This is a genomic window from Amycolatopsis sp. PSD-21, from assembly GCF_055561455.1.
In genome coordinates this window covers 8006839-8031555 of record NZ_CM145712.1, presented here as the reverse complement: position 1 = coordinate 8031555, position 24717 = coordinate 8006839, and the positions used below count along the sequence as shown (strand labels likewise).

Genomic DNA, 24717 nt, shown 5'->3' with positions numbered 1-24717 from the left:
CTGGGATCAGGCGTTGCCGTCGAAGAGGGACGTGACCGACCCGTCCTCGAAGACCTGCTGGATCGCCTGCGCCAGCAGCGGCGCGATGGACAGCACGGTCAGCCCCGGGAACCGCTTCTCCTCCGGGATCGGCAGCGTGTTGGTGACGATGACCTCGCGCGCCTTGCAGTTCGACAGCCGCTCGGTGGCGGGGTCGGACAGGATGCCGTGGGTCGAGGCGATGACGACGTCGGACGCGCCTTCGTCGAGCAGGGCCTCGGTGGCCTTCACGATCGTGCCGCCGGTGTCGATCATGTCGTCGATCAGCACGCACAGCTGACCGCGGACCTTGCCGACGACGCGGTTGGCGACGGCCTGGTTCGGCTTGTCGGGGTCGCGGGTCTTGTGGATGAAGGCGATCGGCCGGTCACCCAGCTGCGCCGCCCACTTCTCGGCCAGCCGCACGCGGCCGGAGTCCGGCGAGACGACGGTGATGTTCTCGTCCCGGTAGGTCTTGTTGATGTGCGCGGCCAGCACGTTCTGCGCGAGCAGGTGGTCGACGGGGCCGTCGAAGAAGCCCTGGATCTGCGCGGTGTGCAGGTCGACCGTCATGATCCGGTCGGCGCCCGCGGTCTTGAACAGGTCCGCGATCAGGCGCGCGGAGATCGGCTCGCGGCCCTTGTGCTTCTTGTCCTGCCGCGCGTACGGGTAGAACGGCATGATCACGGTGATCCGCTTGGCGCTCGCCCGCTTGAGGGCGTCCACCATGATCAGCTGCTCCATCACCCACTCGTTGATGGGCGCGGGGTGGCTCTGGATCACGAACGCGTCGGTCCCGCGCACCGATTCGTTGAACCGGACGAAGATCTCCCCGTTGGCGAAATTGTGCGCGGTCTGCGGTACGACCGACACGTTGAGGTGCTTGGCCACCTCTTCCGCGAGTTCCGGGTGGGCGCGCCCGGAGAAGAGCATCAGGTTCTTCTTCGGTGTTCCGGACTTCGAGCTCATGCTGGCGACTCCCCGTCGTTTCCCTTGTTCGAATCGGACACGGCGGTGGTGTCCTGCTTCGCGGCGGAAGCTGCTTCCGCCGCGGGTGTGCCCGGCCTGCGCCGGGCCACCCAGTCTTCGATGTTGCGCTGCGGCCCGGTGGACACGGCGAGCGCGCCCGGGGGCACGTCTTGCCTGATCACGGTGCCTGCCCCACTGTAGGCGCCGTCGCCGATGGTCACCGGGGCGACGAACGTGTTGTCCGCGCCGAGCCGCACATGGGAGCCGATCGTGGTGTGGTGCTTGTTCACGCCGTCGTAGTTCACGAAGACGCTGGAGCAGCCGATGTTGCTGTTCTCGCCGATGGTCGCGTCGCCGACGTAGGTCAGGTGCGGGACCTTCGTGCCGGCGCCGATGTCGGCGTTCTTCGTCTCGACGAAAGCGCCGAGTTTGCCCTTGGTCCCCAGCTTCGAGCCGGGACGCAGGTAGGTGAACGGGCCGACCTTCACGCCGTCGCCCAGTTCCGAATCGGAACCGTGGGTCCGCACCACCGACGCGCCCGCGCCGACGGAGACGTTCTCCAAGGTGCTGTCCGGGCCGATCTGCGCGCCCTCGCCGACCGACGTCGAACCCTTCAGCTGCACGCCGGGCTCGATGACGACGTCGCGCGACAGGGTCACGCCCGCGTCGATCCAGGTGCTCGCGGGGTCGACGACGGTGACGCCGGCCCGCTGCCAGCTGCGGACGATCCGGCGGTTCAGCTCGGCGCCGAGGACCGACAGCTGAACGCGGTCGTTGACGCCTTCGGTCACCCACGGGTCGTCGATGACCAGCGCGCCGACGCCCTTGCCGTCGCCGCGGGCGATGCCGAGGACGTCGGTGAGGTAGAGCTCGCCCTGCGCGTTGTCGGTCGAAAGCTTCGAAAGCCCGTCGACCAGGACCGACGCGTCGAAGGCGTAGACGCCGGAATTGATTTCGGCGATTTCGTGCTGTTCGGGAGTGGCGTCCTTCTGCTCGACGATCGAGGTGACGACGCCGTTTTCGTCGCGGATGATCCGGCCGTATCCGGTCGGGTTCTCGACGACGGCGGTCAGCACGGTGACCGCGTTACCGGTGGAGGTGTGCTCGGCGACCAGGGAAGCGAGCGTTTCGGTGTCGAGCAGCGGGACGTCGCCGTAGCTGACGACGACGGTGCCGGTCAGCCCGCCGGGCAGCGCGGAGAGCGCGCACGAGACGGCGTGCCCGGTGCCCTTCTGTTCTTCCTGGACGGCCGTGACGACCTGGCGGCCGAGTGCCTCGCCGACCTTTTCCAGCCGGGTGCCGACCGAGTCGCGACCGTGGCCGACGACCACGACCAGATGCTCCGGGTTCAGTCCCGCGGCGGCCCGCACCGCGTGCTCGACCAACGGGCGGCCGGCGATCGGGTGCAGCACCTTCGGGGTGGACGAACGCATGCGGGTGCCCTCACCCGCGGCGAGGATCAACGTGCTCAGCGGGCCGGTCACGGCTCTCCCAACATTTCACCAACGGTGGTTGTCGGGCATTGATCCTACGTGGGCTGCTCGGCGTCCCACGCGGGGTCGGTCGGAGCATCCTCGCCGGGCCATCCGGTCGCCGGGTCGATGGCCATCGAGTTCACCGACGAAACCTGGTTCCCGCCGCCGCGTTTCGCCTGGTACATGGCCGCGTCGGCGCGGGCGAGGACCTGCTCGGCCCGCTCCTGCGGGCGGAGCGAGACGAGGCCGACGGAGAGGGTGACGCCGTGCGAAAGATGGTGCGGCAGAGATGCGACGGCATTCACAGAACGACCAAGCGCCTGCTTCGCCGCGGACGCCGGAGCCCCAGGTAGAAGCACGATGAACTCGTCTCCGCCGTATCGGGCGACCACGTCGTCGCCGCGCAGGGCGTCGCGCAGCGTGCTCGCGATGACACGGAGAACGTTGTCGCCCTCGGCGTGCGACTGCTTGTCGTTGACGTCCTTGAAACCGTCGAGGTCGACCAGCGCCACCGCGAGGGGCTGGGCGTCGGCGGAGGACGCCAGCGAACGCAGCTTTTCGTCGAGCGCGCGCCGGTTCGGCAGCCCGGTCAGCGGGTCCTGGAGGGCCTGCTGGGTGATCGCGCCGTGCTCGGCGGACAGGCGTTCGTGTTCCCGGCGCGCGTTGAGCGTGGCGATCTGCGATTCCCGCAGCGACCACATCTCCGTTTCCAGGATGGTCGCGTAGTCGATCAGCGACTGGCTCGCCCCGGACGCGTAGTCCGGGGTGGTGTCGAGCCTGGCGAGCTCGCGGGCGAGGTTCAGCCGCATCGACGGCAGCGAACCGTCCTCGTTGTCCTCGCGGACCTCTTTGAGCACCTGCAGGGCGTCCTCGCGGCGGCCGTCGTTGTCCAGGCAGCGGGCCAGCGCGATGGCGATGATCTCGCGTTCGTGCGGGAACACCAGTTCCGGATGCAGCAGGGAGTTCAGCCGCTCGATATGCGACGAATCGGGCGACGCCAGCGCGGCGGCCGCGGCGAGCACGCCGACCTGGTCGATCGCGGGCACCCCCGCCTTGCGCGGGAAGAGCGACTCGGTGAACGGACCTTCGGCGGCCTGGGCCATCGACGCCGCGGTGCGGAACTTGTCCGCGCCCTCGTCGTAGCGCTCGATGCGCTCGAGCCGGAGACCCCAGCCCAGCAGCATCTTGACCCGGTTGATCAGCTGGAGCGCGATCTCGTGCGGGCTCGCGCTGTCGCGGATCGCCTGCGCGGCGCGGGCGATGGCCTCCTCGGCCGCCTCGTAGACGCCCAGCTGGTTCAGCACCAGCCAGCAGTCGACCAGGGTCGTGGACAGCATCCGGTCCCAGTTGCGCCTGCCGACCTGGCGGTCCGGGACCGCGGAATCGTCGAGGATGGCCAGCGCCCTGGCGATCTCGGTGAGGGCGGCGTCCTCCTGTTTGGCGATCACCAGCCGACGGCCGCGCATGGCGTGCGCGTCGGCCCGCATCAGCGCGAGACCGTGCCGCCTGGTGTGCGCGAGCATCTCGTCGAGCCGGGGCTCGGCTTCGGCGGCGAGGCCGCGGGTGACCAGCCTGGCCATCGCCGAGTAGCGCAGCAGCTGGGCGACCAGCAAGGGTTCGCCGCGGCGCTGCGTCTCGTCGAGGAGTTCGTCGAGGCTGGTGACGATGTCCAGCTGCTCGGCGAAGCTGACCCGCTGGATGGCCGCCCCGAGTTCGCGCGCGCGACCGTAAAGCCAGGCGTCGGACATCTCCGCAAGCGCCGGCCGCCTGCCACTGGTCGTCGCGTCCTCGGTCAGCCGCACACACCCCCACCGTTGAAAACGCCGCTGGTCATCTGTTCGTCTGCTCCGCCGCCAGGATTCGAACCTGAACTGTCAGAACCAAAATCTGAAGTGCTGCCGATTACACTACGGCGGATCGATCCTGGTCAGGATAGCCATGCCGGGGACCTCCGCGTGCGCCCGGGGGTTGCCTCACCTTCGCGGGCACTCCACAGCGGGCGAAACCTCCTGTACCGTAACTTACGGCATCGTAGGTAAGGTCACCCTTAGGGATACCCTCAAGGGCTGCTCGTAGAAAAGAAGTGACTGCATGACGGCTACCCTGGACCAGTCCCAGAAGCCCGCGAAGGGCCCCAAACCGGTCACCGAAGGACAGCGGTCGAGCGCTGTGCAGCTTTCGGTCTACCTGGGGGTCATCTTCCCGCTCGCCGCGTTGCTCGCGGCCGTCCCGTTCGCCTGGGGCTGGGGACTGACCTGGGTCGACGTCGGCCTGTTCGTGGTCTTCTACGCGATCAGCGGGCTCGGTATCACCGTTTCGTACCACCGCTACTTCACGCACGGCTCGTTCAAGGCCAAGCCGTGGCTGCGCGTCGCGATGGCGATCGCCGGCAGCATGGCAGTCCAGGGCCCCGTGATCACCTGGGTCGCCGATCACCGGCGCCACCACGCCTTCTCCGACCGCGACGGCGACCCGCATTCGCCGTGGCTGTTCGGCACTTCGCCGCTCGCCATCGCCAAGGGTTTCTGGCACGCGCACATGGGCTGGCTGTTCGACCGCGACCAGACCAACGCGGAGCGGTTCGCGCCGGACCTGGTGAAGGACCCGGCCATCAAGAAGGTCGACGACCTGTTCTGGCTGTGGAGCCTGCTCACCCTGGTGCTGCCCGCGATCCTCGGCGGACTCATCACCTGGTCGTTCTGGGGCGCGGTGACCGCGTTCTTCTGGGCCGGGCTGGTGCGCGTCTGCGTGCTGCACCACGTCACCTGGTCGGTCAACTCGGTCTGCCACATGATCGGCGAGCGCCCGTTCGCGGCCCGCGACAAATCGGCCAACTTCTGGCCGCTGGCGATCTTCTCCTTCGGCGAGTCGTGGCACAACCTGCACCACGCCGACCCCACGTCGGCGCGGCACGGTGTGCAGCGCGGTCAGATCGACATTTCCGCGCGGCTGATCTGGATCTTCGAGAAGTTCGGCTGGGCCCACGACGTGCGCTGGCCGACCCCGCAGCGTCTCGCGCGCATCGCCACTGAAAGCAAATAGCGAGGTCGCGTTAGTCTTCTGCGATGGCGGGGAGAAGGCGGACCAAACGTGAAGCGGTCACCGGGGCGCGTCCTGCCGCCCCGGTGGCCCGGGTGCGGATGACAGGGACCGAGCGCAGGCAGCAGCTGCTCAACGTCGCCAGAGCCCTGTTCGCGGAGAAGGGTTTCGAAGGCACGTCCATCGAGGAGATCGCGCATCGCGCGAACGTCTCCAAACCGGTGGTGTACGAGCATTTCGGCGGCAAGGAAGGCATCTACGCCGTCGTCGTCGACCGCGAGACCCAGCTGCTGCTGGACCGGATGGTCTCCACCCTCCACGGTGGACACCCGAGGGTGATGCTGGAGCAGGCGGCGATCGCGTTGCTCTCGTACGTCGAAGACTCGCACGACGGCTTCCGCATCCTGGTGCGGGATTCGCCGGTCGCGAGTTCGACGGGCACGTTCTCGACGGTGCTGAACGACATCGCCAGCCAGGTCGAGCACATCCTCGCGCAGCAGTTCGCCGCGCGCGGCTACGACGAGAAGCTGGCCGCGCTGTACGCGCAGGCGCTCGTCGGGATGGTCGCGCTCACCGGGCAGTGGTGGCTCGACGCCCGGAAGCCGAAGCGCGACGAGGTCGCCGCGCATCTGGTCAATCTGGCTTGGAACGGTCTGTCCAATTTGGAGCACAAGCCCAAGTTGCGGCTGTACTGAGTTCAGCGCAGGAGGCCGGTTTCCCGAAGGTGGTCGAAAATGATCTTGTCGACCGCGGACACCCGGTCCCTGTCCTCGTAGCCGAGCCACGCGACCTCGTCGATCTCGCTGCTGGCCGTGAGTGTTCCGCCGAATTCGGCCGTGTAGCAGGTCATCCGGACCAGGAGACCTGTCGCGTGGCCGTCGGCTTGCGCTTCGAAGACCCCGGCGGGCTCGATGCTCGCCGGATCGATCTCGACGGTCAGTTCCTCACGGATTTCGCGGATCAAGGTCTCCGTGTCGGTTTCGCCGGATTCGCGTTTGCCGCCGGGCAGATAGAACACGGACTTCCCGCGTGAGCGAGTGCTCAGGATCCGGCCGTCCCGCAGGTGCAGCCAAGCGATCTTGTCGATCATGGTTCAGCCCAGCGCCGCGGCGGTCTCGGCGGTCGTGAGCACTTCGCCCAGCCGCGGGAACACCTTCGTGACCGCCGATTCGTGGGAGATCGCCGCGATCCCCGCCATCGCGTCCGAAACGGCGATGGTCTCGTAGTCGTGGTCGATCGCGGCCCGCAGCGTCGATTCGACGCCGTATTCCGTGGCGATCCCGGCGAGCACCAGTGTCTTCACGCCGAGTCCGCGCAGGAGTTCGTCGAGTCCGGTGCGGTAGAAGGCGCCGATCGTGTTCTTGGTGATCAGGTGCTCGCCGTCGCGAGGCGTCAGTTCGGCGACCAGTTCGCTGCCGGGCGGCTGCTCCTCGACGCCCGGCCGGTGCGCGCGCACGTGGACGATCGGTGAGCCGGCCGCGCTGAAGGCCTCGCGCAGCAAGACCGCGTTCGCCACGACCTCGGTTCCTTCGATCGGAACGGTCTCCATCGCGACGATGCGGGTCTGGAGGTCGATCAGGACGAGCGCCGTCGTCGCCGGGTCGATCTTCGTCATGCGGGGAAGCCTAGTGTCCCTATCCTGGAGGTATGGGGAAGAACAGGGAAGTAGTGGTCACCGGCGGCGGAACCGGGATCGGGTACGCGGTCGCGGCGGCGTTCGCCGCGCGGGGTGACCGGGTGACGATCACCGGCCGTCGCGAACAGGTCCTCACCGAGGCCGCGGCGCTGCTCGGCGCGAACCCGGTCCCGTTCGACGCGGCCGATCCGGACGCGGTGGAACGGGCGCTGGCCGACTTGCCGGAGCGGGTCGACGTCCTGGTCAACAACGCGGGCGGGAACACCGATTTCCGGAACGGGCAGGCGGAAGACCTGAAATCCTTCGCGGCGAACTGGCAGGCCAACCTCGACGCGAACGTGTTCAGCGCCGTGCTGGTCACCCGTGCCTTGCGGGAAAGGTTCGCCGACGGCGCGCGGATCGTCACCATCGGCTCCATCGCCGCGCGGACGGGAGCGGGTTCCTACGGTGCGGCCAAGGCCGCGCTGGAGGCGTGGAACGTCGACGTGGCAAGGGAATTCGGGCCGCGCGGGATCACCGCGAACATCGTCGCGCCCGGACTGGTCGGGGACACCGAGTTCTTCCAGGGCAAGCTTTCCGACGAACGCCGGGAGTGGCTGATCGGCAACACGCTGACCAAACGCGCCGGCGAGCCCGCGGACGTCGCCGAAGTGGTGGCCTTCCTGGCGAGCCCGGAGGCCCGGCACGTCACCGGCCAGATCGTCCACGTCAACGGCGGCGCGCACCTCGGCCATTAGACGCCGGGGGTGACCTTCAGCAGCTTGTCGTCCTCACCTTCCGAAGTCGTGATGTAGAGCGAGCCGTCGGGCGCGCTTCGGACGGCGCGCAGCCTGCCGAACTTGTCGTCGAACTCGGGCGGCAGGGTCACTTCGGTGACCTTGCCCGCGTCGTCGAGGCGGAACAGCAGGAGCTTCTGGCCTTTCAGCGCGGTCACGGCCAGCGAGCCTTCGAGCGCGCCCCACTGCGTCCCGGTGAGGAACTCCGCGCCGCAGATGGCCTCGGTGATCTCACCGGTCGTCCACAAAGGACTGACGGCGTCCGGGAAGCGCTGCTTGTCGGTCATCGGGACGCTTTCGTCGTAGCTGGTCTCGGTGCCGCCCTTGGACGGGTCCCAGCCGTAGTTCTTGCCCGCGGTCTCCAGGTTGACCTCGTCGTCGATCGTCGGCCCGTGCTCGGCGGTGAACACCTGCCCCGTGCCAGGGCGGACCGTGACGCCCTGGACGTTGCGGTGCCCGTAGGTGAACACGCGCTGTTCGTTCGGATTCGCCGACGAGATGAACGGGTTGTCCGGCAACGCGTTCCCGGTCTTCGCGTCGACGCGCAGCACCTTGCCGCCGAGACTCGTCCGGTCCTGCGGATGCTGCGGGCGGGCGGTGTCGCCGGTGCCGACGAGCAGCGCGCCGTCCGCGCCGAACGTGGGACGGCAGCCGGAGTGCCTGCCGCTGGGGTTCACCGGCAGCCCGGTGAGGAGGTCCTTGACCTTCGTGGCGCTCGCGCCGTCGTCCGACAGCCGCCAGGTGACCAGCCGGATGTCGACGGCGGTGTCACCCTCCTTGTGGGTCTGACAGGTGATGAACTCGCGCGACGTCGCGAAGTCCTTGCTGATCACCATCCCCATCAGGCCGCCTTCGCCGCGGACGTGGACGTCGGAGAAGTCGGCGGCGACGTCGCGTTTCGCGCCGCCCTCGATCAGGGCCAGCTTCCCGGGACGCTGGGTGACGAGGATCTTCCCGTCCGGGAGGAAACCGACGTCCCAGCCGTGTTCGAGCCCGGCCGTCACCTGCTCGACCTTCAACGCCGCCGCGGCCGGCTTCGAAGTGACCGGTGGCGCGCTCTGCACCGACTCGCTCGAAGCCCCGGAACAGGCCGTGACCAGCAAGGACAACGAGGCGAACGCGACGACGGCGGAAGTGCGCATGTCTTCAGCATGCCACCGTGCTCAACCACCAGCGCGAACCAAACCGCTTTCGTAGGCGAACACGACCGCATGCACCCGGTCGCGAAGTGAGAGCTTCGCGAGAATCCGGCCGACATGGGTTTTCACCGTCGTTTCGCCGATGTAGAGCTTCGCGGCGATCTCGCTGTTCGCCAGGCCGCGCGCGATGAGCGCGAGGACGTCCTTCTCGCGTTCGGTCAGCTTCTCCAGCCGCTTGCTTTCGCCGCCGTCACGGGCGTCGTCCAGGTAGCGGTCCAGCAGGCGTTTGGTGACCGAAGGCGAGACCATCGAATCCCCGCGAAGCACTCCTCTGATCGCGACGAGGATTTCTTCGGCAGGGGCGTCCTTGACCAGGAATCCGCTGGCGCCGGCGCGTAACGCCGCGTACGCGTATTCGTCGAGATCGAAGGTGGTGATCATCAGGACACGTGTCCCGGGCAGCTCCGCGCAGATCCGCTCCGTCGCCGCGACGCCGTCGAGCACCGGCATCCGGACGTCCATCAGGACCAGATCCGGCCGCAGCCGCAGCGCTGTTTCGACCGCTTCGGCGCCGTTGGCGGCTTCGCCCGCGACGGTCAGGTCCTCCTGGCTCGTGACGATCATGCCCATCCCGACGCGGACCAGTTCCTGGTCGTCGCAGATCAGCACCTTCACCGGGGGCGTCATCCGGCCTCCACCACCAGACTCGCGGCCACCCGGTAACCACCGTCGCGGGTCGGCCCGGTGTCGAGTGTGCCGTGGAACATCTCGACCCGCTGCGCCATCCCCGCCAGGCCCCGCCCCGAAGACGGCAGCCGCGGCGCGGGCGGACCGGAACCGCCGGTGTTCGTCACCTCGATCCGGACGTCGCGGCGCGGGCCGTCCTCGCTGAAGTCGATTTCGACGGTTCCGCTCGCGTCGCCGGGCGCGTGTTTGATCATGTTCGTGAGTGCTTCCTGGACGATCCGGTAGGCCTGGAGCGCGGCGCTGGGCGGCAGCCCGTCGGCGTCACCGGTGACCCGGAGCCCGACTTCGCGGCCCGTCGCGCTCACTTGCTCGACCAAATCGCGAAGTTCGGCGACGGCGGGCTGAGGACTTCGAGCGGTTTCGCCCGCGTGGAGGACCTCCAGGAGACGGCGTAATTCGGCCAGCGCGTCGCGACCCGCCTTGCCGATCGTGTCGAGTGTGCGGTCGACGGCTTCGGGGTCCTTGTCACGCATGAGCTTCGCGCCCTCGGCGTTGATCACGATGACACTGACGCTGTGTGCGAGGACGTCGTGCAGTTCCCGGGCGATGCGAGTGCGCTCTTCGGCGACCGCGGCCCGCGCGCGGGCGTCCTGTTCGGAGGCGGCCAGTTCCGCCTTCACCGTTTCCTCGTCCGAGAGACGTTGGCGAGCGCGGAAGAACTCGCCGAGCGCCCAGGCCGCGACGTGCAGCGGGATCGTCGCGACGATCGCGATCTCCGGTCCCTGTTCGGTGGTGGCTCCCCAGGTGAGACCCCAGGCGACGTCGAGGGTGACGATGACGACGGCGATCAGCGCGGCGAAGCGGCGGTTCCCCGCGCGGACCAGCGTGTAGAGCGCGACGGCCATCGCCAGTTCGCCGCGGCCGCGGTCGTAGGCCCAGATCTCCACCAGGTACTGCGCGGTCACGCCCGCGACGACCAGCACCGCGACGATCTCGGGATGACGCCGCCGCCAGAGCAGCGGCACGAGGAAGAGGTACGGCACGAGCAGGATCGCCTTGGGGACCGGCGACGACCCCGTCGGCGCGAGGAAGACGAACCACGCGAAAAGCGGCAGGTCGGTCACCCACGGGTGGGCGCGGATCCGTTCGGACAACCTGAACACGTCCCGAACGTAACCGCGGCGGACGGCCGAGCGCGTCGTCCTGGGGTACCCCCGGCGTCCTCCCGCGGGTGGACGGGGCCGGACGTCGCGGCCGACGCGGGGCCACGGAACCCGTTCCTAGCGTCGGGATCATGTCGATCACCAGGGAATTCCTCCGCCATCCGATGCTCACCGGGGCCGTCGCGGCCAGCTCTCCGAAACTCGCCGAAGCCATGACGACGGGCCTCGGGCTGGAAAACGCCCGGCTCGTCGTCGAGCTGGGGCCCGGCACGGGAGTCTTCACCGGGGCCGTCCTCAGCCGGTTGCCGCCGGGCGCCCGGCTGGTCGCCGTCGAGATCAATCCCCGGCTCACCGGGATCCTGCGGGAGCGGTATCCGGAAGTCGAAATCGTCCAGGGATCCGCCGAGAACCTGGACGATCACGTGCGCGAAGCCGCCGACGTCGTGGTTTCCGGTCTGCCGTGGACGGTCATGACGACGGACCGCCAGGAACGGATCCTCGACCGGGTGACCGAAATCCTGGTCCCGAACGGCCGGTTCACGACCTTCGCCTACGTGCACGCGGCGTGGGCACCGCCGGGCAGGCGATTCGCCGCCGCGCTGCGTGATCGGTTCGCGGTGACCGGGCGCTCGCCGGTCGTCTGGCCGAACCTGCCGCCCGCGTTCGTGCACCGGGCGGCACTGCCGGTCAGCGCGTCAGGATCGCGGCCGTCTCGGCGTCGGCGGGAAGGAAGGTCTCCAGTTTCAATTCCGACACCGTGACGTCGGCCGCGGTCGCGAACGTCGTGATGGCCGTGATCAGCCGCAGCTCGCCCGCCGAGGTGGACAGGCGCATCGGCACGGCGAACCCGAGATGATCGGGGCCGGGCGGCCCCGGCTCCGGAACGTAACCTTCGAGTTCGGCCAGCAACGCGGTGAGCTTCTCGTCGGGCGCGTGCGCGATCTCCTGCGTCAGCCGCTCCAGGATGTGTCGCGCCCAATCCGCGAGGTTCCGCACCCGAGGCGCCATCCCCTTCGGATGCAGCGCGAGCCGCAGGGTGTTGACCGGTTCCTCCAGCAGTTCGGGCGCCACGTCCTCGAAGAGCAGGTCCAGCGCGTCGTTGCGGGCGACGAGCACGCCGTAACGGTCGACGACGATGGCCGGATACGGCCGGTGTCCGTCGAGCAGCCGCCGCATGCCGTCGAGGACCGGCTTCAACCCGGGATCGTCGAGTTTCGTTTCGGGGAAACCGGGGGCGTATCCGGCGGCGAGCAGCAGGCCGTTGCGCTCGCGGAGCGGGAGTTCGAGCGATTCGGCGACGCGCAGCACCAGGCCGCGGCCGGGGATCGACCGGCCGCCTTCCAGGAAACTCACATGCCGTTGGGTGGTCCCGGCCCGGAGTGCCAGTTCCAGCTGGGACAGCCGCCGACGCTCGCGCCAGCCCTTCAGCGCGGGGCCGAATCCGGAAACCATGGTCGTCATCTTGGCCGAGCCGCCGTCGGCGCCGCCATTCCCTCGAAGGAATTGAGACGATTCCCGGCCGAGGCGATGCTCCCGGCATGAAATTCGGTCTGGTCGTCCCTACTTATCGGTCCATCCTCGACGCCGGGCGCACCGCGCCGGAAATGGTCGCGATCGCGGTCGAAGCCGAACGTCTCGGCTTCGATTCGGTCTGGGTCGGCGACACGCTCGCGAAGGCGCCCATCGATTCGTTGACGTTGCTCGGCGCGTTCGCCGCCAGAACCGAGCGGGTCACGATCGGCACGGCCGCGCTGCTTCCGGCGTTGCGGGATCCGCTGCTTTCCGCGAACGCGATCCTCTCGCTCGACCTGCTCAGCCAGGGCCGGATCACGCTCGGCGTCGGCGCGGGGTTCGCCGGCCGCAGCGAACCCGAGTTCGCCTTCACCCGCGTTCCGTGGGAACGCCGCCGCGCCCGGCTCGACGACATCGTCGCGTTGTGGCGGCACGTCTGGAGCGGGAAGAGTGGTTCGTTCCACGGCGAGGTGCTGCACTACGACACCCTTCCGGAGTACTCGGAACCGCACCGTCCGGGTGGTCCGCCGGTGTGGCTGGCCTCGTTCACCCCGGGCGCGCTCGAACGAGTCGGGCGGCTTTACGACGGCTGGCTGCCGTATCCGCCCGACGTCGCGGACTACGCCGACGGGCTCGCGAAGATCCGCGAAGCAGCCGTACGCCCCGTGACGCCCGCGTTGTTCGCGACAGTGCTCATCGAGAAGGACCCGGTGCGCGCCCGCGAGCGGCTGGAGGACTACGCACAGCGGAATTACGGCGTTCCGCTGGACTTCGTCGAGAAGATCCAGATGCAGATCGCGGGCAGCCCGGAGCAGGTCGCCGATCGGTTGCGCGAATACCAGGACGCGGGCGCCGAACACGTGCTGATCCGGATCGCGACGCAGGAACCGGCCGAGTTCGACGAACAGCTTCCAGTGGTCGCCGGCGCCCTGCCCCGGTAATCGCGCGGCGGACTGTCGGTGCCCCCACGTAGGCTGGGACGGTGACAAACGCTCCATTGTCCGGACTCCTTCATTCCATCCTTCCCGATCCGGCCCTGCGCGGGGTCGTCGAGCGGGCCGGTGCCCCGGTGCTCGAGCTCCAGGGCGCGATCGCCACCCGCCAGCTGGTCGTGGGCGCCCTCGCCGCGGACGAGGGCGCCGGCCGTCCCGTGCTCGCGGTGACCGCGACCGGCCGCGAGGCCGACGAATTGACCGCTTCGCTGAAGTCCTTCCTCGGCGACGGCGCCGTCGCCGACTTCCCGTCGTGGGAGACGCTGCCGCACGAGCGGCTGTCGCCCCGGGCGGACACCGTCGGGCGGCGGCTGGAGGTGCTCCACCGGCTCGAGACGGGGGCCGACGACCTGCGCGTCGTCGTCGCGACCGTCCGCAGCCTCATCCAGCCGATGGCGCCCGGGCTCGGTTCGCTCGCGCCGATCGACCTGGTGGTCGGCGAGGAACAGAGTTTCGAAGGCCTGCTGGAGCGGCTGGTCGAACTCGCGTACACGCGGGTGGACATGGTCGAGAAACGCGGCGAGTTCGCCGTGCGCGGCGGCATCCTCGACCTGTTCGGGCCGACGGCGCAACATCCGGTGCGGGTCGAGTTCTGGGGCGACGAGGTCAGCGAGATCCGCGCGTTCGCGGTGTCGGACCAGCGGTCGCTGCCGGGGGAGATCCGGCATGTCAGCGCGCCGCCGTGCCGTGAGCTGCTGCTCACCGAGCCGGTGCGCGCGAAGGCCGCCGAGCTGGCGACGACGTACGAGGCGGACGCCCAGCTCACCGAAATGCTCACCAAGCTCTCCGGCGGTGTCCCCGTCGAGGGCATGGAGGCGCTCATCCCAGTGCTGTGCGAGGGCGAGCTGGAGCTGCTGACCGACGCGATGCCCCAGGGCACGCACGTGCTGCTGGCCGATCCGGAGAAGATCCGTGCCCGCGCGGCCGACCTGGTCCGCACTGGGCAGGAGTTCCTCGAAGCGTCCTGGACCACCGCCGCCGCGGGTGGTCAGGCGCCGATCGACCTCGGCGCGTCCGCGTACCGGGACCTCGCGGGGATCGCGAAGCACGCTCAGGAGACGAAGCGCCCTTGGTGGACGCTGACGCAGCTGGCCAGTGACGACCCCGACGTCTACCGCGTCTCGATCGAGGCCGCGCCGAACTACCGCGGCGAGGTCGAGCGCGCGACGACGGATCTGCGCGCGCACACGGCCGCGGGCGGGACGGCGGTGCTCGTCGTCGCCGGGCACGGCACGGCGGCCCGCGCCGTCGAGCAGCTGTCGGCGGGGGACGTGCCCGCGTCGCTCGCGGAAGGCATCACCGGTCCGCTCACGCCGGGCGTCGTGACGGTGACGTGCGGCGGTCTTTCGGACGGCTTCGTCTCGCCGGAACGCGCGCTGGTGGTGCTGTCCGAATCGGATCTCACCGGCCGGGGCTCCGGCGCGGGGACGTCCACAAAGGACTTCAGTACGAAGATGCCGTCGCGGCGCCGCAACGCCGTCGATCCGCTCGCCCTCAAGGCGGGCGACTACGTCGTCCACGACCAGCACGGCATCGGCCGGTTCGTCGAGATGGTGCAGCGCACCGTCGCCGGCGCGACCCGCGAGTACCTGCTGTTGGAGTACGCCTCGTCCAAACGCGGGCACCCGGGGGACCGGCTGTTCGTCCCGACCGACCAGCTCGACGAGGTCTCCCGCTACGTCGGTGGCGAGCTGCCGACGCTGAACAAACTCGGCGGATCGGACTGGAAGAACACCAAGGCCAAGGCGAAGAAGGCGGTCAAGGAGATCGCCGCCGAGCTCGTGCAGCTCTACGCGGCGCGGCAGGCCGCCCCCGGGCACGCGTTCGCGCAGGACACCCCGTGGCAGGGCGAACTCGAGGACGCCTTCCCGTTCACCGAGACCAACGACCAGCTCGCCGCGATCGACGAGGTCAAGGCCGATATGGAACGCGGCGTCCCGATGGACCGCGTCATCTGCGGTGACGTCGGCTACGGCAAGACCGAGATCGCGGTGCGCGCGGCGTTCAAGGCGGTGCAGGACGGCAAGCAGGTCGCGGTGCTGGTGCCCACGACGCTGCTCGCGCAGCAGCACCTCAACACCTTCACCGAACGGATGAGTTCGTTCCCGGTGAAGATCAAGGGGCTTTCGCGGTTCACCTCGAAGCCTGAGTCGGACGCGATCCTGGAACAGCTCGCTTCCGGCGATGTCGACATCGTGATCGGCACCCACCGCCTGCTGCAGACCGGGATCCGGTACAAGGACCTCGGCCTGGTGATCGTCGACGAGGAACAGCGGTTCGGCGTCGAGCACAAGGAGCACATCAAGGCGCTGCGGACGCACGTCGACGTGCTGACCATGTCGGCGACGCCGATCCCGCGGACGCTGGAGATGTCGCTCGCCGGGATCCGTGAGATGTCCACGATCCTGACCCCGCCCGAGGACAGGCACCCGATCCTGACCTACGTCGGCGCCTACGACGACAAGCAGGTCGGCGCCGCGATCCGGCGTGAACTGCTGCGCGACGGCCAGGTCTTCTACGTGCACAACAGGGTTTCCTCGATCGAGAAGGCCGCGAAGCGCATTCGCGAACTGGTGCCGGAGGCGCGCGTCGTCACCGCGCACGGGCAGATGAACGAGGACAAACTCGAAAAGATCATCCAGGGTTTCTGGGAGAACGAGTACGACGTGCTCGTCTGCACCACGATCGTCGAAACCGGGCTGGACATCTCGAACGCCAACACCCTGCTGGTGGAACGAGGTGACCTGCTGGGCCTCGCGCAGCTGCACCAGCTGCGCGGCCGGGTCGGGCGCGGGCGTGAGCGCGGGTACGCGTACTTCCTGTACCCGCCGGAGGCCCCGCTCACCGAGACGGCGCACGACCGGCTGGCGACCATCGCGCAGAACACCGAACTCGGCGCGGGCATGGCCGTCGCGATGAAGGACCTGGAGATCCGCGGCGCGGGCAACATCCTCGGCGCGGAGCAGTCCGGGCACATCGCGGGCGTCGGTTTCGATCTGTACGTGCGGCTCGTCGGCGAAGCGGTCGACGCGTTCCGCCGTCACGCGGGCGCGGACATGCCGGAGGAAGAAGAACTCGCCGACGTCCGCGTCGATCTTCCGGTGGACGCGCATATCCCGCACGACTACGTGCCGGGCGAGCGGCTGCGGCTGGAGGCGTACCGCAAGATCGCCGCCGCTCCCGACCAGGCCGGGCTCGACGCCGTCCGCGAGGAACTGGTCGACCGCTACGGCCAGCCGCCCGCCCCGGTGCGGAGGCTGCTCGCGGTCGCCACGTTCCGGCACACCTGCCGCGCGGCCGGGGTCACCGAGGTCTCCGCACAGGGCACGTCGATCCGGTTCGCGCCGCTGCCGCTGGCGGATTCGCAGATGGTGCGGCTGAAGCGCTTGTACCCCAAAGCTCTCTACAAGGCGGTGACGAACACGGTCTCCGTGCCGAAGCCGACGGAGGGCCCGGCGGGCGGGCGGATGGGCGCCCCCGCGTTGCGAGATGAGGAACTGCTGGACTGGTGCGCGAAGCTGCTGACGAATCTGATGAAGTCGCCGGCACCCGTCGCGTGATCGGAGCCGTGACTCGCGTGCGGGAAGGCGGAACTCGCGTGATCGGAGACGTAACTCGCGTGCGGGAAGGCGGAACTCGCGTGCGGGGCCGAGCCCGAATCGCGACTTACGACCTGGTTCTCTCGCCGGGGCCGGTATGAGAGGGTAGGCCCTGTGATGCGGATCATGGGGCGCCGTCGCGCGCTGGTCGGGGTTCTTGCCGGTTCTCTCCTTCTCGCCGGATGCAACGCCGGACCCGGGCAGGTCGGTGCGGCGGTGATCGTCGACGGCAGGACCGTTTCGGTGGATCGCGTGCAGCAGCTGATCGACAAGGCGGTTCGTGAGCACCCGTACGGGCAGCAGCTCGCCAAGGAGCACAAGCTCGACCTCGTCGGCCGCGAGATCGTCCGCCAGGAGATCCTGCACGACCTCACCAAGCGTGCCGCCCAGCGGGAAGGCATCGGGGTCGACGAATCCCTCGTGGTGAACGCGTTGCAGAACGATCCGCTGGCGAAGCCGATGGAGGCCAACCCGCAGGACGACCCCGAGCTCAGCGTCGAGCAGCTCGTGGCGCGGGTGCGGGACCACCGTGAGGCACTGGTCGACGCGGCGCTGCAGACCCAGCTCGCGATGAAGTACCTGGACAAGCTCACCGTCACGTTCGATTTCAGCTCGGTCTCCTCGACCGACGCCACCGGCGCCGACTCGGACCGGCTGCGCGAGCAGGCGATCGAGAAGGCCCGCCGCTTCGCCGCCTCGCCGAACGCGGCCGCCGAGCTGATCGCGCAGGACCAGCAGACGTCCGACACACAGGCGGGCACCGGCCAGAAGCTGCCCGCCATGCAGTCGCCCGCGACCGCGGCCACCGTCCTGTTCGGTCTCGAACCCAACACCGTCGCCGCCTTCCAGCCGACACCGCAGCAGCCGCTCTGGGTCGTCGTCGTGATGCGTGAGCGGACCGCGGACAAGCCCGTCGCGTCGGATCAGGCCGCCCGGCCCACCCCTCAGCAGCTGGCCAAGGTCGGTGTCCGGCTCCTCCAGTCGTACCTCGGCCAGGTCGACCTCAAGGTGAACCCGCGCTACGGCGTGTGGGATGTTGTCGAGATGGACCTCGCGCCCAACGAAGCTTCGAAGAAGGGCATCGTGCTGCTTGTGCACGGTGCCGCCCCGCAAAACCCGTGACCGCTGCCGTCGTCGTGATCGCCCGCGGTGCGACACTGCCCGCCGCGGCACTCACGATCCTGCGGAGCAGCGGTGCCGTGTACGCGGCTTCCGATGTCGATCCCGAGGTGTTCGGGGTGCCCGCGCTCGGCGAGACACAGGCGCGAGACCTCGTGCTCATCGCCGGTTCGCGAAGGGAACCGAAGGCCGCGGCGCTGATCAGGGCCGGAGCGCGGGTGATCGAAGCGCCCGTGCCGCCGCTGGTCGAGGCCGCCGAGGTGATGGACCGGCTCCGCTCGCCGGGTGGCTGCCCGTGGGACGCCGTCCAGACGCACGAGTCGCTGCGTCAATACCTGGTCGAGGAGACCTACGAGCTGCTCGACGCGATCGAAGAGGGCGACCGTGTCGCCTTGCGCGAGGAACTCGGTGACGTCCTGCTCCAGGTGCTGTTCCACGCGCGCGTCGCGGCCGAGGACGCGGACGATCCGTTCGGGATCGACGAGGTCGCTTCCGAACTGGTCGCGAAACTCGTCGGACGTCATCCGCACGTCTTCGCCGACGCTCCCCGGGTCGAGACCGTCAGCGACCAGAACCTCAAATGGGAAGAACTGAAGCAGGCCGAGAAGAGCCGTCAGTCCATTGTGGACGGTGTCGCGCTCGGCCAGCCCGCCGTGGCCCTCGCCGGGAAGCTCGGCCAGCGCAGCGGCCGGGCCGGGATCCCGCTCGATCTGTTCCCCGGCGGTTCCGAAGCGGCCGCCCAGCTGTTCCGGGTGGCCGCGACCGCGCGCCGTGCGGGGATCGATCCCGAAGGCGAGCTCCGTGCCGTCGCGAAGCGGTTCGCCCGCGACATCCGGGACGCCGAGCAGGCCGCGCGCGATGCCGGCCTGGAACCGACGACGCTCGAGGCCGACGGCTGGCGCAAGTTCTGGCCGGCTCCCTGAGGAGTACGGGCCGTCGCTCACATCCGGCCGAGTGTGTCGCGAAAGCCACTTTCGCGACGTCTGACGTCCCGAAAGTGGCTTTCGCGACATGGTCGGCGCCGGACCGAGCCGCCACGGAGGCGCTGTGACACAGGACACAATCGGGTGAGAACCGTTTCGGCGATCTCGGCGTCTTGCCGGATGTGAAAGGAACGGAACCGGACGAAGAGCAGCTCGTCCGCCGCACGGCCAAAGGTGACCGCGCGGCGTTCGAGGAGCTCTACCGCCGCACGTCGCCGTGGCTGGCCGTGCGCCTGCGCCGTCGCTGCGCCGACGAACAGATCGTCGCCGAGGTGATGCAGGAGACCTACCTCGCGGTATGGCGCGCGGCGGGCGCGTTCGCCGGTTCCGCCGTCGGCGGGAGCGCCGTGGGCTGGCTGTGGACGATCGCCGCGCGCCGGCTGGTCGACGCCTTCCGCCGCCGCGCGCGGCACGCGCAGCCGCTGCCGGTCGCGGAAACCACCGTCGCGCCCGCCGCCGAGGACGAGGCGCTGGCAGGCGCGGTCGGCGACCACGTCGGCGACGCGTTGCGCCGTCTCGCTCCCGAACTCCGGCAGGTCCTGCAGGCGATGGTGCTCGACGGGCTGACCGTCCGGGAGACCGCGGTCCTGCTCGGCCTGCCGGAAGGAACCGTCAAAACCCGCGCCAGGCGGGCTCGGATCGCGATGCGGGAGGCGCTGTCGTGAACAAGGAACACGTGTCCGAACAGCTCCTCGCCGGTTACGTCCGCGGGGACGATGGCTTGGCCGGTGACGAGGTCTGGGCGGTCGAAGCCCATCTCGAAAAGTGCGCGGTATGCCGGGGGAGACTGTCCGCGCTCAGCCTTCCGACGGTGTCCGCGCTGGTGGACGACGTCTGGGCGGGGCTGGGGCCGAAGCTCGCCGAAGCGGGCCCGAGCCCGATGCGGAGGCGGTGGGCCGGACGGCTGCACACCTGGGTGACGCCGGTGATGCTGCCGTGGCTGGTGATGATCGTCCTGATCCCGGCACTGGGCTTCCTGCTGGACTCTCTCGGGTTCACCGAGTCGAAGGGCTACTCGTTCGTCCAGCTCTTCTCGCCGGTGCTGCCGGTGCTCGGGGTCGCGGTGTCGTGGGCGAAGGGGCTCGATCCCGCATACGAACTGGTCACTTCGACGCCGAGGGCCGGGCTCTACCTGCTGCTGCGCCGGACGACGGCGGTCCTCGCGGTCGTCTTGCCGATCCAGGGTCTTTCGAGCTGGCTCGCCGGCGGCGGATTCGGGCTCGGTCTCCTGCCGAGCCTGGCCTTCACCACCGGGACGCTCGCGCTCGGCGGTGTGATCGGAGTGACGCGGGCGGCCTACGTCCTCACCGGGGTCTGGATGGCGGTGATCCTGGCGCCCGCGGTGGCTTCGCAAGGGCGCGCCACCGCGCTCGAACCCCGGTTGCTCCCGGTGTGGGGCGCGATCTTCGCGCTGACCGCGGTCGTGGTGGTGCTCCGGCGGAGCGTCTTCGGCCTGCTCACCGGATCCGAACGATGAACGAAGGGGAGAACATGATGCGTGCTGTCGGGGCCGCGGAGGTCGCACCGACGACCTACGCGTGGCAGATCAAGGCGGAGGGGCTGAAGGTCCGGGTCGGCAAACGCAAGTTCGCCGTGAACGGGCTCGACCTGGAACTGGGCACGGGGGTGCACGGTCTGCTCGGCCCCAACGGGGCGGGGAAGACCACGCTGATCCGGGCACTGGCGACGGTGCTCCGGCCGGCGGAGGGAGGGCTGGCGCTGCTCGGTGAATCCGTCGGGGGGTTCACCGATCAGCGCCGCCTGCGCCGCCGGATCGGTTATCTGCCGCAGAACTTCGGTTTCTACAAGCGGTTCACCGTCCGCGAGTTCGTCGAGTACATCGCGTGGCTGAAGGAGATGTCCAAAGAGGACATCCCGGCCGCGGTGCAGCGGTCGATCGAACGGGTCGGCCTCGCCGATCGCGCGGACGACCGGATGAAGACGCTGTCCGGCGGCATGGTGCGGCGGGTCGGGATCGCGCAGGCGATCGTGAACGATCCGGACGTCCTCCTGCTGGATGAGCCGACCGCCGGGCTCGACCCGGCACAACGCGTGCGATTCCGGGACCTCCTCCAGGAGATCGGGCGCGACGCCTGCGTCGTCGTCTCGACGCACCTCGTCGAAGACGTCGCGACCGCCTGCACCGACGTCGTCCTGTTCGAAAACGGGAAACTCGTCTTCCAGGGCACGCCGGACGAGCTGGCCGCGGCCGGGAGCGAGGAGTACGTCGGCGACAGCCCGATCGAGCGCGGCTACTCGGCGCTGCTGGGGCACGAGCCGGGGAAGGGGAACTGGTGAACACGCGCGTCCTGCGGACCGAACTCCGCCGTTCCATCGCCCCTTGGGCCACGCTCGCGATCCTCGTCGTCGCGTTCGGCTTCCTGTATTCGTTCAGCGGTCCGTGGTCGAAGGCGCCGCTCGCCTGGGACGAGAACTGGGTGCCCGCCGCGAGGTGGAGCCGGTTCCTGCTGGTCTTCCTGGTGCCGATCGCGATCGGTGCCGGGGTCATCCAGGGCATGCGGGACAGCCGGTCCGGGATGGCCGAGCTCCTCACCACGATGCCGCGGCCCGGCTGGCACCGCGCCGCGAAGCTCGCCGGCGCGCTGGGCGGCCTGCTGGTGCTGGGCTATCTGCTGATCTTCGCCGTCGGCGCCGTGCAAGTGATCTTCAGCGGTGCGTTCTTCACCTTCGGCTGGCTGCCGATCGTCGTGGTCGGCGGGCTCGCGATGCTCGCGGGAGCCTGGATCGGATTGGGGATCGGCCGGTTGCTGCCGCATCCGCTGACCGCGCCCGCGGTGGCCGTCGCCACTTTCGTGATCATCCTCGTGATGCAGATCGGCGGGTCGCAGGGCAGCGTGCTCGTGGGAGCTGTTCCGGCATGGGCCTCTTCGCTCTCTCCCGCGATGGACGTCACCAACGATCCGTTCATCACCACCGCGAGCCGGGTGGATCTCGGCCAGGGGGTCTGGCTCGCCGGGCTGGCCGCGACCGGATTCCTCTTGCTGGCGGCCCGCTCCAAGCGCTCGAAGGCGCTCTCCGTCGTTCCCGCGGTGGTGGCGGTCGCGGTCGCGCTGCCCATCCTGCCCTCGACCTACGCCGAGGCCGAGACCGTCGACCCTCGCGCGACGGCGATGATCTGCGACGGCCCGGTCTGCGTTCCTCGCATGCTCGAACGCGACCTCGCCCGTATCGCCGGACCTGGCAAAGAAGCGTTGCGGCTCTTGGGAACACTGCCGGACGCGCCGGTCAGGGTCGCGGCTTTGAACCGGTGGCTGGACTACGACGAGATGCCGCCGCGCGCCGCCGACACCGTCTACGTGGACCTGGTGGATTGGTCCGTCCGTTCGGTCCTGAATTCGGACGACATGACGCGGACGCTGGTCGCCGGCGCCGGGACACCGTCCTGTTACACCCTCCACGGTGGCGACAGGTCGTTCATGGACGAACTCACCGCGAGGTCGATCACGTCGAGCTGGTTCCTCGGTGAATGGCAAATGCTCAGCGGCTCGTGGCTGAGCGAAGAGACGAAGAACGAGGTCCTCCGCGATTGGGAGACCTTCCGTGCCCTTCCGCCCGATGTGCAGCGAGAGCGGATCATCGCGCAGCGGAAGGCGGGGCTGACCTGCCAGGGCAACCAGCTCGGCATCCTCCTCGGTGGCGCCCGATGAGGTGGGCGGTGCTGTACGCGCGTTCGCGCGCCATGCCCGCGTCGTTCGCGGCGCTGGCGGCGAGCATGGTGCTGATCTGGTTCCTGGCGCGGGACCGCTGGTCGGAGATCCCGGTTTCCCTGGCGCTCCTGGTGGCGATCGCGGTGACCGCCATCGGCCTCAGCGGGCAGGACATCGATCTCGACCGGACCGCCGCGATCCGCTGGGCGCCTCGCCGCCTCATGCATCTTCTGCTGATCGGAGGACTCGGCGCCGGTGCCGTGCTGCTGCCGCGGCTGTGGGAGGCGGACCGGGTCCCGGTGGAGATCATCGTGCGGAACGCGAGCGGGCTGCTCGGGCTCGCGGGGCTCGCCGCGGTGCTGTTCGGCGGGGCCTTCGGGTGGACGCTGCCGCTGGCCGGGTTCGCGGTCGCGTTCGTGGTCTGGGCCACCACGTCGAGCACGGAGAGCGCGCAGCTGGTGATCACTTGGCCCTTCCAGCCCGCCGGGGTCGCCGAAGCCACGTGGACCGCCGTGGTGCTCGCCGTGGCCGGTTCGGGGGCCTACGCGGTCTACGGTGCCCGTCGCTGACCGCACCGGGGTTTCCTCAATCACCGACCACGGTGGCCGGATAGGAACTCCTCATCGCGCCGAAGTAGACCTCTGGCGCTCCGTCGATGTGCTCAGGCAGTTCGTCCATGAAGGCGCGCAGCAGCGGGGTCGCGTTGTGCCGGTCGAGGTCCTCCTGCGAACGCCAAACCTCGTAGAGAAAGAACCGGCCGTCTTCCTGTTCGTGGAGGTGGTACTGAAGGTTGCCCTCGTGCCCTCGAGACGGCTCGACGAGGTCCATCAGAAGCTTCCGGAACTCGTCGGCGTGTCCGGGCTTGGGGGTCAGGAAACCGTAGAGCGAAAGGGGTGCGGTCGAAGTCGTCGTCATGCGATCAACGGTAGAATCTGACATCAGTGTCAGGTTCAAGCCGCTGCCCTATGAGGTGGGTCACATGAAGATCGGGGAGCTGTCCCGCGAAACAGGCGTGGCCGTCCGCCTCCTCCGCTACTACGAGGCCCAGGGGCTGCTCGCCTCCCGTCGCAGCGAAGGCTGTCACCGCCATTACGACTCCGCGGCCCCCGTCGCCGTCGCCCGCATCCGCACCCTGCTCGCCGCTGGTCTTCCCACCAAGGTCATCCGCGAACTCATGCCCTGTTTCGTCGGTGACGGCACAGAACTCCAAGCCTGCGTTGTCGACCATCTCAGAACCCAGTACGCCGAGCTGGACTCCCGCATAGCCGACCTCACCCAGGCTCGCGCCGCTCTGGGCGACATCCTCGAAGCCTCCAGCCGAGCGCTCACCCACGCCTAGCTCGGTGGTCAAGGCGCAGAACAGAAGTACGTGATGGCCCCCTTCCTTGCGCCTGACGCGAGCAAGGGGCCATCACGTACTTGAAGGGGCCCACGACCCCGGCTCTGACCTCCGTCAGACGTTTCGGTTGTGCGGAACGAGATCGAGCGGGTCGTGGTCCGGGTCGTCGACACCGAGGCTGATGATCCGCGACGGGTGGATCCGGATCACCGCGCCGTCGAGATGGCCGTCGGGGGTGCGGGCGCCGGTCAGCGCCTCGGCCCGGCCGCGGATCTCGAGGCAGCGGATCCTCGGCGGATCCTGTGAAGGCATGTCGTCCACCACGAACGCGGCCTGCCCGTTCGCGGCCACGTTCCGGAACTTCTTGCTCTTCGCCAGTTCGTAGCCGGTGATGTCGATCGTCTTGGTCTCGGTGTTGTAGGCGTAACCGACGGGGCTGACCTGCAGCGTGCCGTCCGGCTGCGCCGTGGCGAGCCGTCCGAGTCCCTGGGTGGCGAGGTAGTCGAGTTCCGCTTCACTGAACATGGAAAGCAGTGTCATACCTCCACTTATCTGGAGGTCAAGGGGCACCGGTCGCCGATCCGTTCTACCGTCGGTCCGCTT

The 24717-nt window shown here is 69.1% G+C and carries 25 protein-coding genes and 1 tRNA gene; 14 read left to right on the top strand and 12 right to left on the bottom strand.

The window, feature by feature from the left end; genetic code table 11:
• Nucleotides 1-6 precede the first annotated feature (6 nt).
• The 4 genes from ACZ1DY_RS37750 to ACZ1DY_RS37735 all read right to left on the bottom strand — a co-directional run bounded on the left by ACZ1DY_RS37750 (nt 7) and on the right by ACZ1DY_RS37735 (nt 4379).
• Entirely contained in the window at nt 7-987 is a 981-nt protein-coding gene (locus ACZ1DY_RS37750; RefSeq protein ID WP_007028782.1) for a ribose-phosphate diphosphokinase, read from the bottom strand.
• Complete coding sequence (glmU, locus tag ACZ1DY_RS37745) at nt 984-2471, bottom strand: bifunctional UDP-N-acetylglucosamine diphosphorylase/glucosamine-1-phosphate N-acetyltransferase GlmU (RefSeq protein WP_465482500.1); 1488 nt, start codon at nt 2469-2471, stop codon at nt 984-986. Before glmU ends, ACZ1DY_RS37750 begins: the two co-directional genes overlap by 4 nt.
• A 44-nt stretch (nt 2472-2515) precedes the next feature.
• On the bottom strand, nt 2516-4264 hold the full coding sequence (locus ACZ1DY_RS37740; protein ID WP_126736467.1) for a GGDEF domain-containing protein: 1749 nt from the start codon (nt 4262-4264) through the stop codon (nt 2516-2518).
• Nucleotides 4265-4307: 43 nt separating this feature from the next.
• Nucleotides 4308-4379 (bottom strand) — tRNA-Gln (locus tag ACZ1DY_RS37735).
• Nucleotides 4380-4553: 174 nt separating this feature from the next.
• Between ACZ1DY_RS37735 and ACZ1DY_RS37730 the strand changes: the two genes are divergently transcribed.
• Together ACZ1DY_RS37730 and ACZ1DY_RS37725 are read left to right on the top strand one after the other, a co-directional pair.
• The gene (locus ACZ1DY_RS37730; protein ID WP_257484332.1) at nt 4554-5504 is read left to right on the top strand and encodes an acyl-CoA desaturase; all 951 of its coding nucleotides are present in this window, start codon (nt 4554-4556) and stop codon (nt 5502-5504) included.
• Nucleotides 5505-5602: 98 nt separating this feature from the next.
• A complete protein-coding gene (locus ACZ1DY_RS37725; protein ID WP_037318732.1) occupies nt 5603-6196 on the top strand; it encodes a TetR/AcrR family transcriptional regulator in 594 nt (197 codons plus the stop codon).
• A gap of 2 nt (nt 6197-6198) precedes the next feature.
• Here ACZ1DY_RS37725 and ACZ1DY_RS37720 read toward each other — a convergent pair whose 3' ends face one another.
• Entirely contained in the window at nt 6199-6591 is a 393-nt protein-coding gene (locus ACZ1DY_RS37720) for an NUDIX hydrolase (protein WP_465482499.1), read from the bottom strand.
• Nucleotides 6592-6594: 3 nt separating this feature from the next.
• Complete coding sequence (locus ACZ1DY_RS37715) at nt 6595-7116, bottom strand: isochorismatase family protein (RefSeq protein ID WP_465482498.1); 522 nt, start codon at nt 7114-7116, stop codon at nt 6595-6597.
• Between the two features lie 32 nt (nt 7117-7148).
• Here ACZ1DY_RS37715 and ACZ1DY_RS37710 point away from each other — a divergent pair, with 32 nt between their 5' ends.
• Entirely contained in the window at nt 7149-7874 is a 726-nt protein-coding gene (locus ACZ1DY_RS37710; RefSeq protein ID WP_465482497.1) for an SDR family NAD(P)-dependent oxidoreductase, read from the top strand.
• Here the strand turns inward: ACZ1DY_RS37710 and ACZ1DY_RS37705 are convergent.
• Genes ACZ1DY_RS37705 through ACZ1DY_RS37695 form a run of 3 tightly spaced genes read right to left on the bottom strand, consistent with a single transcriptional unit; the run spans nt 7871 to nt 10902 of the window.
• Nucleotides 7871-9055 carry a PQQ-dependent sugar dehydrogenase gene (locus ACZ1DY_RS37705; protein ID WP_465482496.1) on the bottom strand — a complete coding sequence of 395 codons (1185 nt, stop codon included), beginning with the start codon at nt 9053-9055 and terminating at the stop codon, nt 7871-7873. The genes ACZ1DY_RS37710 and ACZ1DY_RS37705 overlap by 4 nt on opposite strands.
• A gap of 21 nt (nt 9056-9076) precedes the next feature.
• Complete coding sequence (locus ACZ1DY_RS37700; protein ID WP_257484337.1) at nt 9077-9739, bottom strand: response regulator; 663 nt, start codon at nt 9737-9739, stop codon at nt 9077-9079.
• Nucleotides 9736-10902 carry a sensor histidine kinase gene (locus ACZ1DY_RS37695; RefSeq protein WP_465482495.1) on the bottom strand — a complete coding sequence of 389 codons (1167 nt, stop codon included), beginning with the start codon at nt 10900-10902 and terminating at the stop codon, nt 9736-9738. The genes ACZ1DY_RS37700 and ACZ1DY_RS37695 overlap by 4 nt, the downstream gene beginning before the upstream one ends.
• 131 nt (nt 10903-11033) lie before the next feature.
• Between ACZ1DY_RS37695 and ACZ1DY_RS37690 the strand changes: the two genes are divergently transcribed.
• Nucleotides 11034-11663 (top strand): class I SAM-dependent methyltransferase, encoded by a 630-nt coding sequence (locus tag ACZ1DY_RS37690; protein WP_465482494.1) that lies wholly within the window; start codon nt 11034-11036, stop codon nt 11661-11663.
• On the opposite strand, the gene ACZ1DY_RS37685 is transcribed toward ACZ1DY_RS37690, so the two are convergent.
• Complete coding sequence (locus ACZ1DY_RS37685; protein ID WP_257484340.1) at nt 11590-12354, bottom strand: helix-turn-helix transcriptional regulator; 765 nt, start codon at nt 12352-12354, stop codon at nt 11590-11592. The genes ACZ1DY_RS37690 and ACZ1DY_RS37685 overlap by 74 nt on opposite strands.
• 86 nt (nt 12355-12440) lie before the next feature.
• On the opposite strand from ACZ1DY_RS37685, the gene ACZ1DY_RS37680 reads away from it, so the two are divergent.
• From ACZ1DY_RS37680 to ACZ1DY_RS37640, 9 genes are all read left to right on the top strand, one after another.
• A complete protein-coding gene (locus tag ACZ1DY_RS37680) occupies nt 12441-13355 on the top strand; it encodes an LLM class flavin-dependent oxidoreductase (protein WP_465482493.1) in 915 nt (304 codons plus the stop codon).
• A 56-nt stretch (nt 13356-13411) separates the two neighbouring features.
• Nucleotides 13412-16966, top strand: a complete 3555-nt coding sequence (gene mfd / locus ACZ1DY_RS37675) for a transcription-repair coupling factor (RefSeq protein WP_465485763.1) — start codon at nt 13412-13414, stop codon at nt 16964-16966.
• A gap of 156 nt (nt 16967-17122) precedes the next feature.
• On the top strand, nt 17123-18127 hold the full coding sequence (locus ACZ1DY_RS37670; protein WP_465482492.1) for a hypothetical protein: 1005 nt from the start codon (nt 17123-17125) through the stop codon (nt 18125-18127).
• Nucleotides 18124-19047, top strand: coding sequence for a nucleoside triphosphate pyrophosphohydrolase (locus tag ACZ1DY_RS37665; RefSeq protein ID WP_465482491.1), 924 nt, complete (start codon nt 18124-18126; stop codon nt 19045-19047). Before ACZ1DY_RS37670 ends, ACZ1DY_RS37665 begins: the two co-directional genes overlap by 4 nt.
• Before the next feature lie 182 nt (nt 19048-19229).
• Nucleotides 19230-19772 (top strand): RNA polymerase sigma factor, encoded by a 543-nt coding sequence (locus tag ACZ1DY_RS37660; protein WP_465482490.1) that lies wholly within the window; start codon nt 19230-19232, stop codon nt 19770-19772.
• Entirely contained in the window at nt 19769-20584 is an 816-nt protein-coding gene (locus ACZ1DY_RS37655) for a zf-HC2 domain-containing protein (RefSeq protein ID WP_465482489.1), read from the top strand. Before ACZ1DY_RS37660 ends, ACZ1DY_RS37655 begins: the two co-directional genes overlap by 4 nt.
• Nucleotides 20585-20601: 17 nt before the next feature.
• The gene (locus ACZ1DY_RS37650; protein ID WP_257484345.1) at nt 20602-21405 is read left to right on the top strand and encodes an ABC transporter ATP-binding protein; all 804 of its coding nucleotides are present in this window, start codon (nt 20602-20604) and stop codon (nt 21403-21405) included.
• Nucleotides 21402-22775, top strand: coding sequence for a hypothetical protein (locus ACZ1DY_RS37645; protein WP_465482488.1), 1374 nt, complete (start codon nt 21402-21404; stop codon nt 22773-22775). Before ACZ1DY_RS37650 ends, ACZ1DY_RS37645 begins: the two co-directional genes overlap by 4 nt.
• 8 nt (nt 22776-22783) lie before the next feature.
• Nucleotides 22784-23344: a hypothetical protein gene (locus ACZ1DY_RS37640; RefSeq protein WP_465485762.1), complete on the top strand. Its 561-nt coding sequence runs from the start codon at nt 22784-22786 to the stop codon at nt 23342-23344.
• Nucleotides 23345-23360: 16 nt separating this feature from the next.
• Here ACZ1DY_RS37640 and ACZ1DY_RS37635 read toward each other — a convergent pair whose 3' ends face one another.
• A complete protein-coding gene (locus tag ACZ1DY_RS37635) occupies nt 23361-23690 on the bottom strand; it encodes a putative quinol monooxygenase (RefSeq protein ID WP_465482487.1) in 330 nt (109 codons plus the stop codon).
• A gap of 64 nt (nt 23691-23754) precedes the next feature.
• Here ACZ1DY_RS37635 and ACZ1DY_RS37630 point away from each other — a divergent pair, with 64 nt between their 5' ends.
• Nucleotides 23755-24114: a MerR family transcriptional regulator gene (locus tag ACZ1DY_RS37630; protein WP_465482486.1), complete on the top strand. Its 360-nt coding sequence runs from the start codon at nt 23755-23757 to the stop codon at nt 24112-24114.
• Between the two features lie 114 nt (nt 24115-24228).
• Here the strand turns inward: ACZ1DY_RS37630 and ACZ1DY_RS37625 are convergent, their stop codons facing one another.
• A complete protein-coding gene (locus ACZ1DY_RS37625) occupies nt 24229-24639 on the bottom strand; it encodes a PPOX class F420-dependent oxidoreductase (protein WP_257484348.1) in 411 nt (136 codons plus the stop codon).
• Nucleotides 24640-24717: the final 78 nt, after the last annotated feature.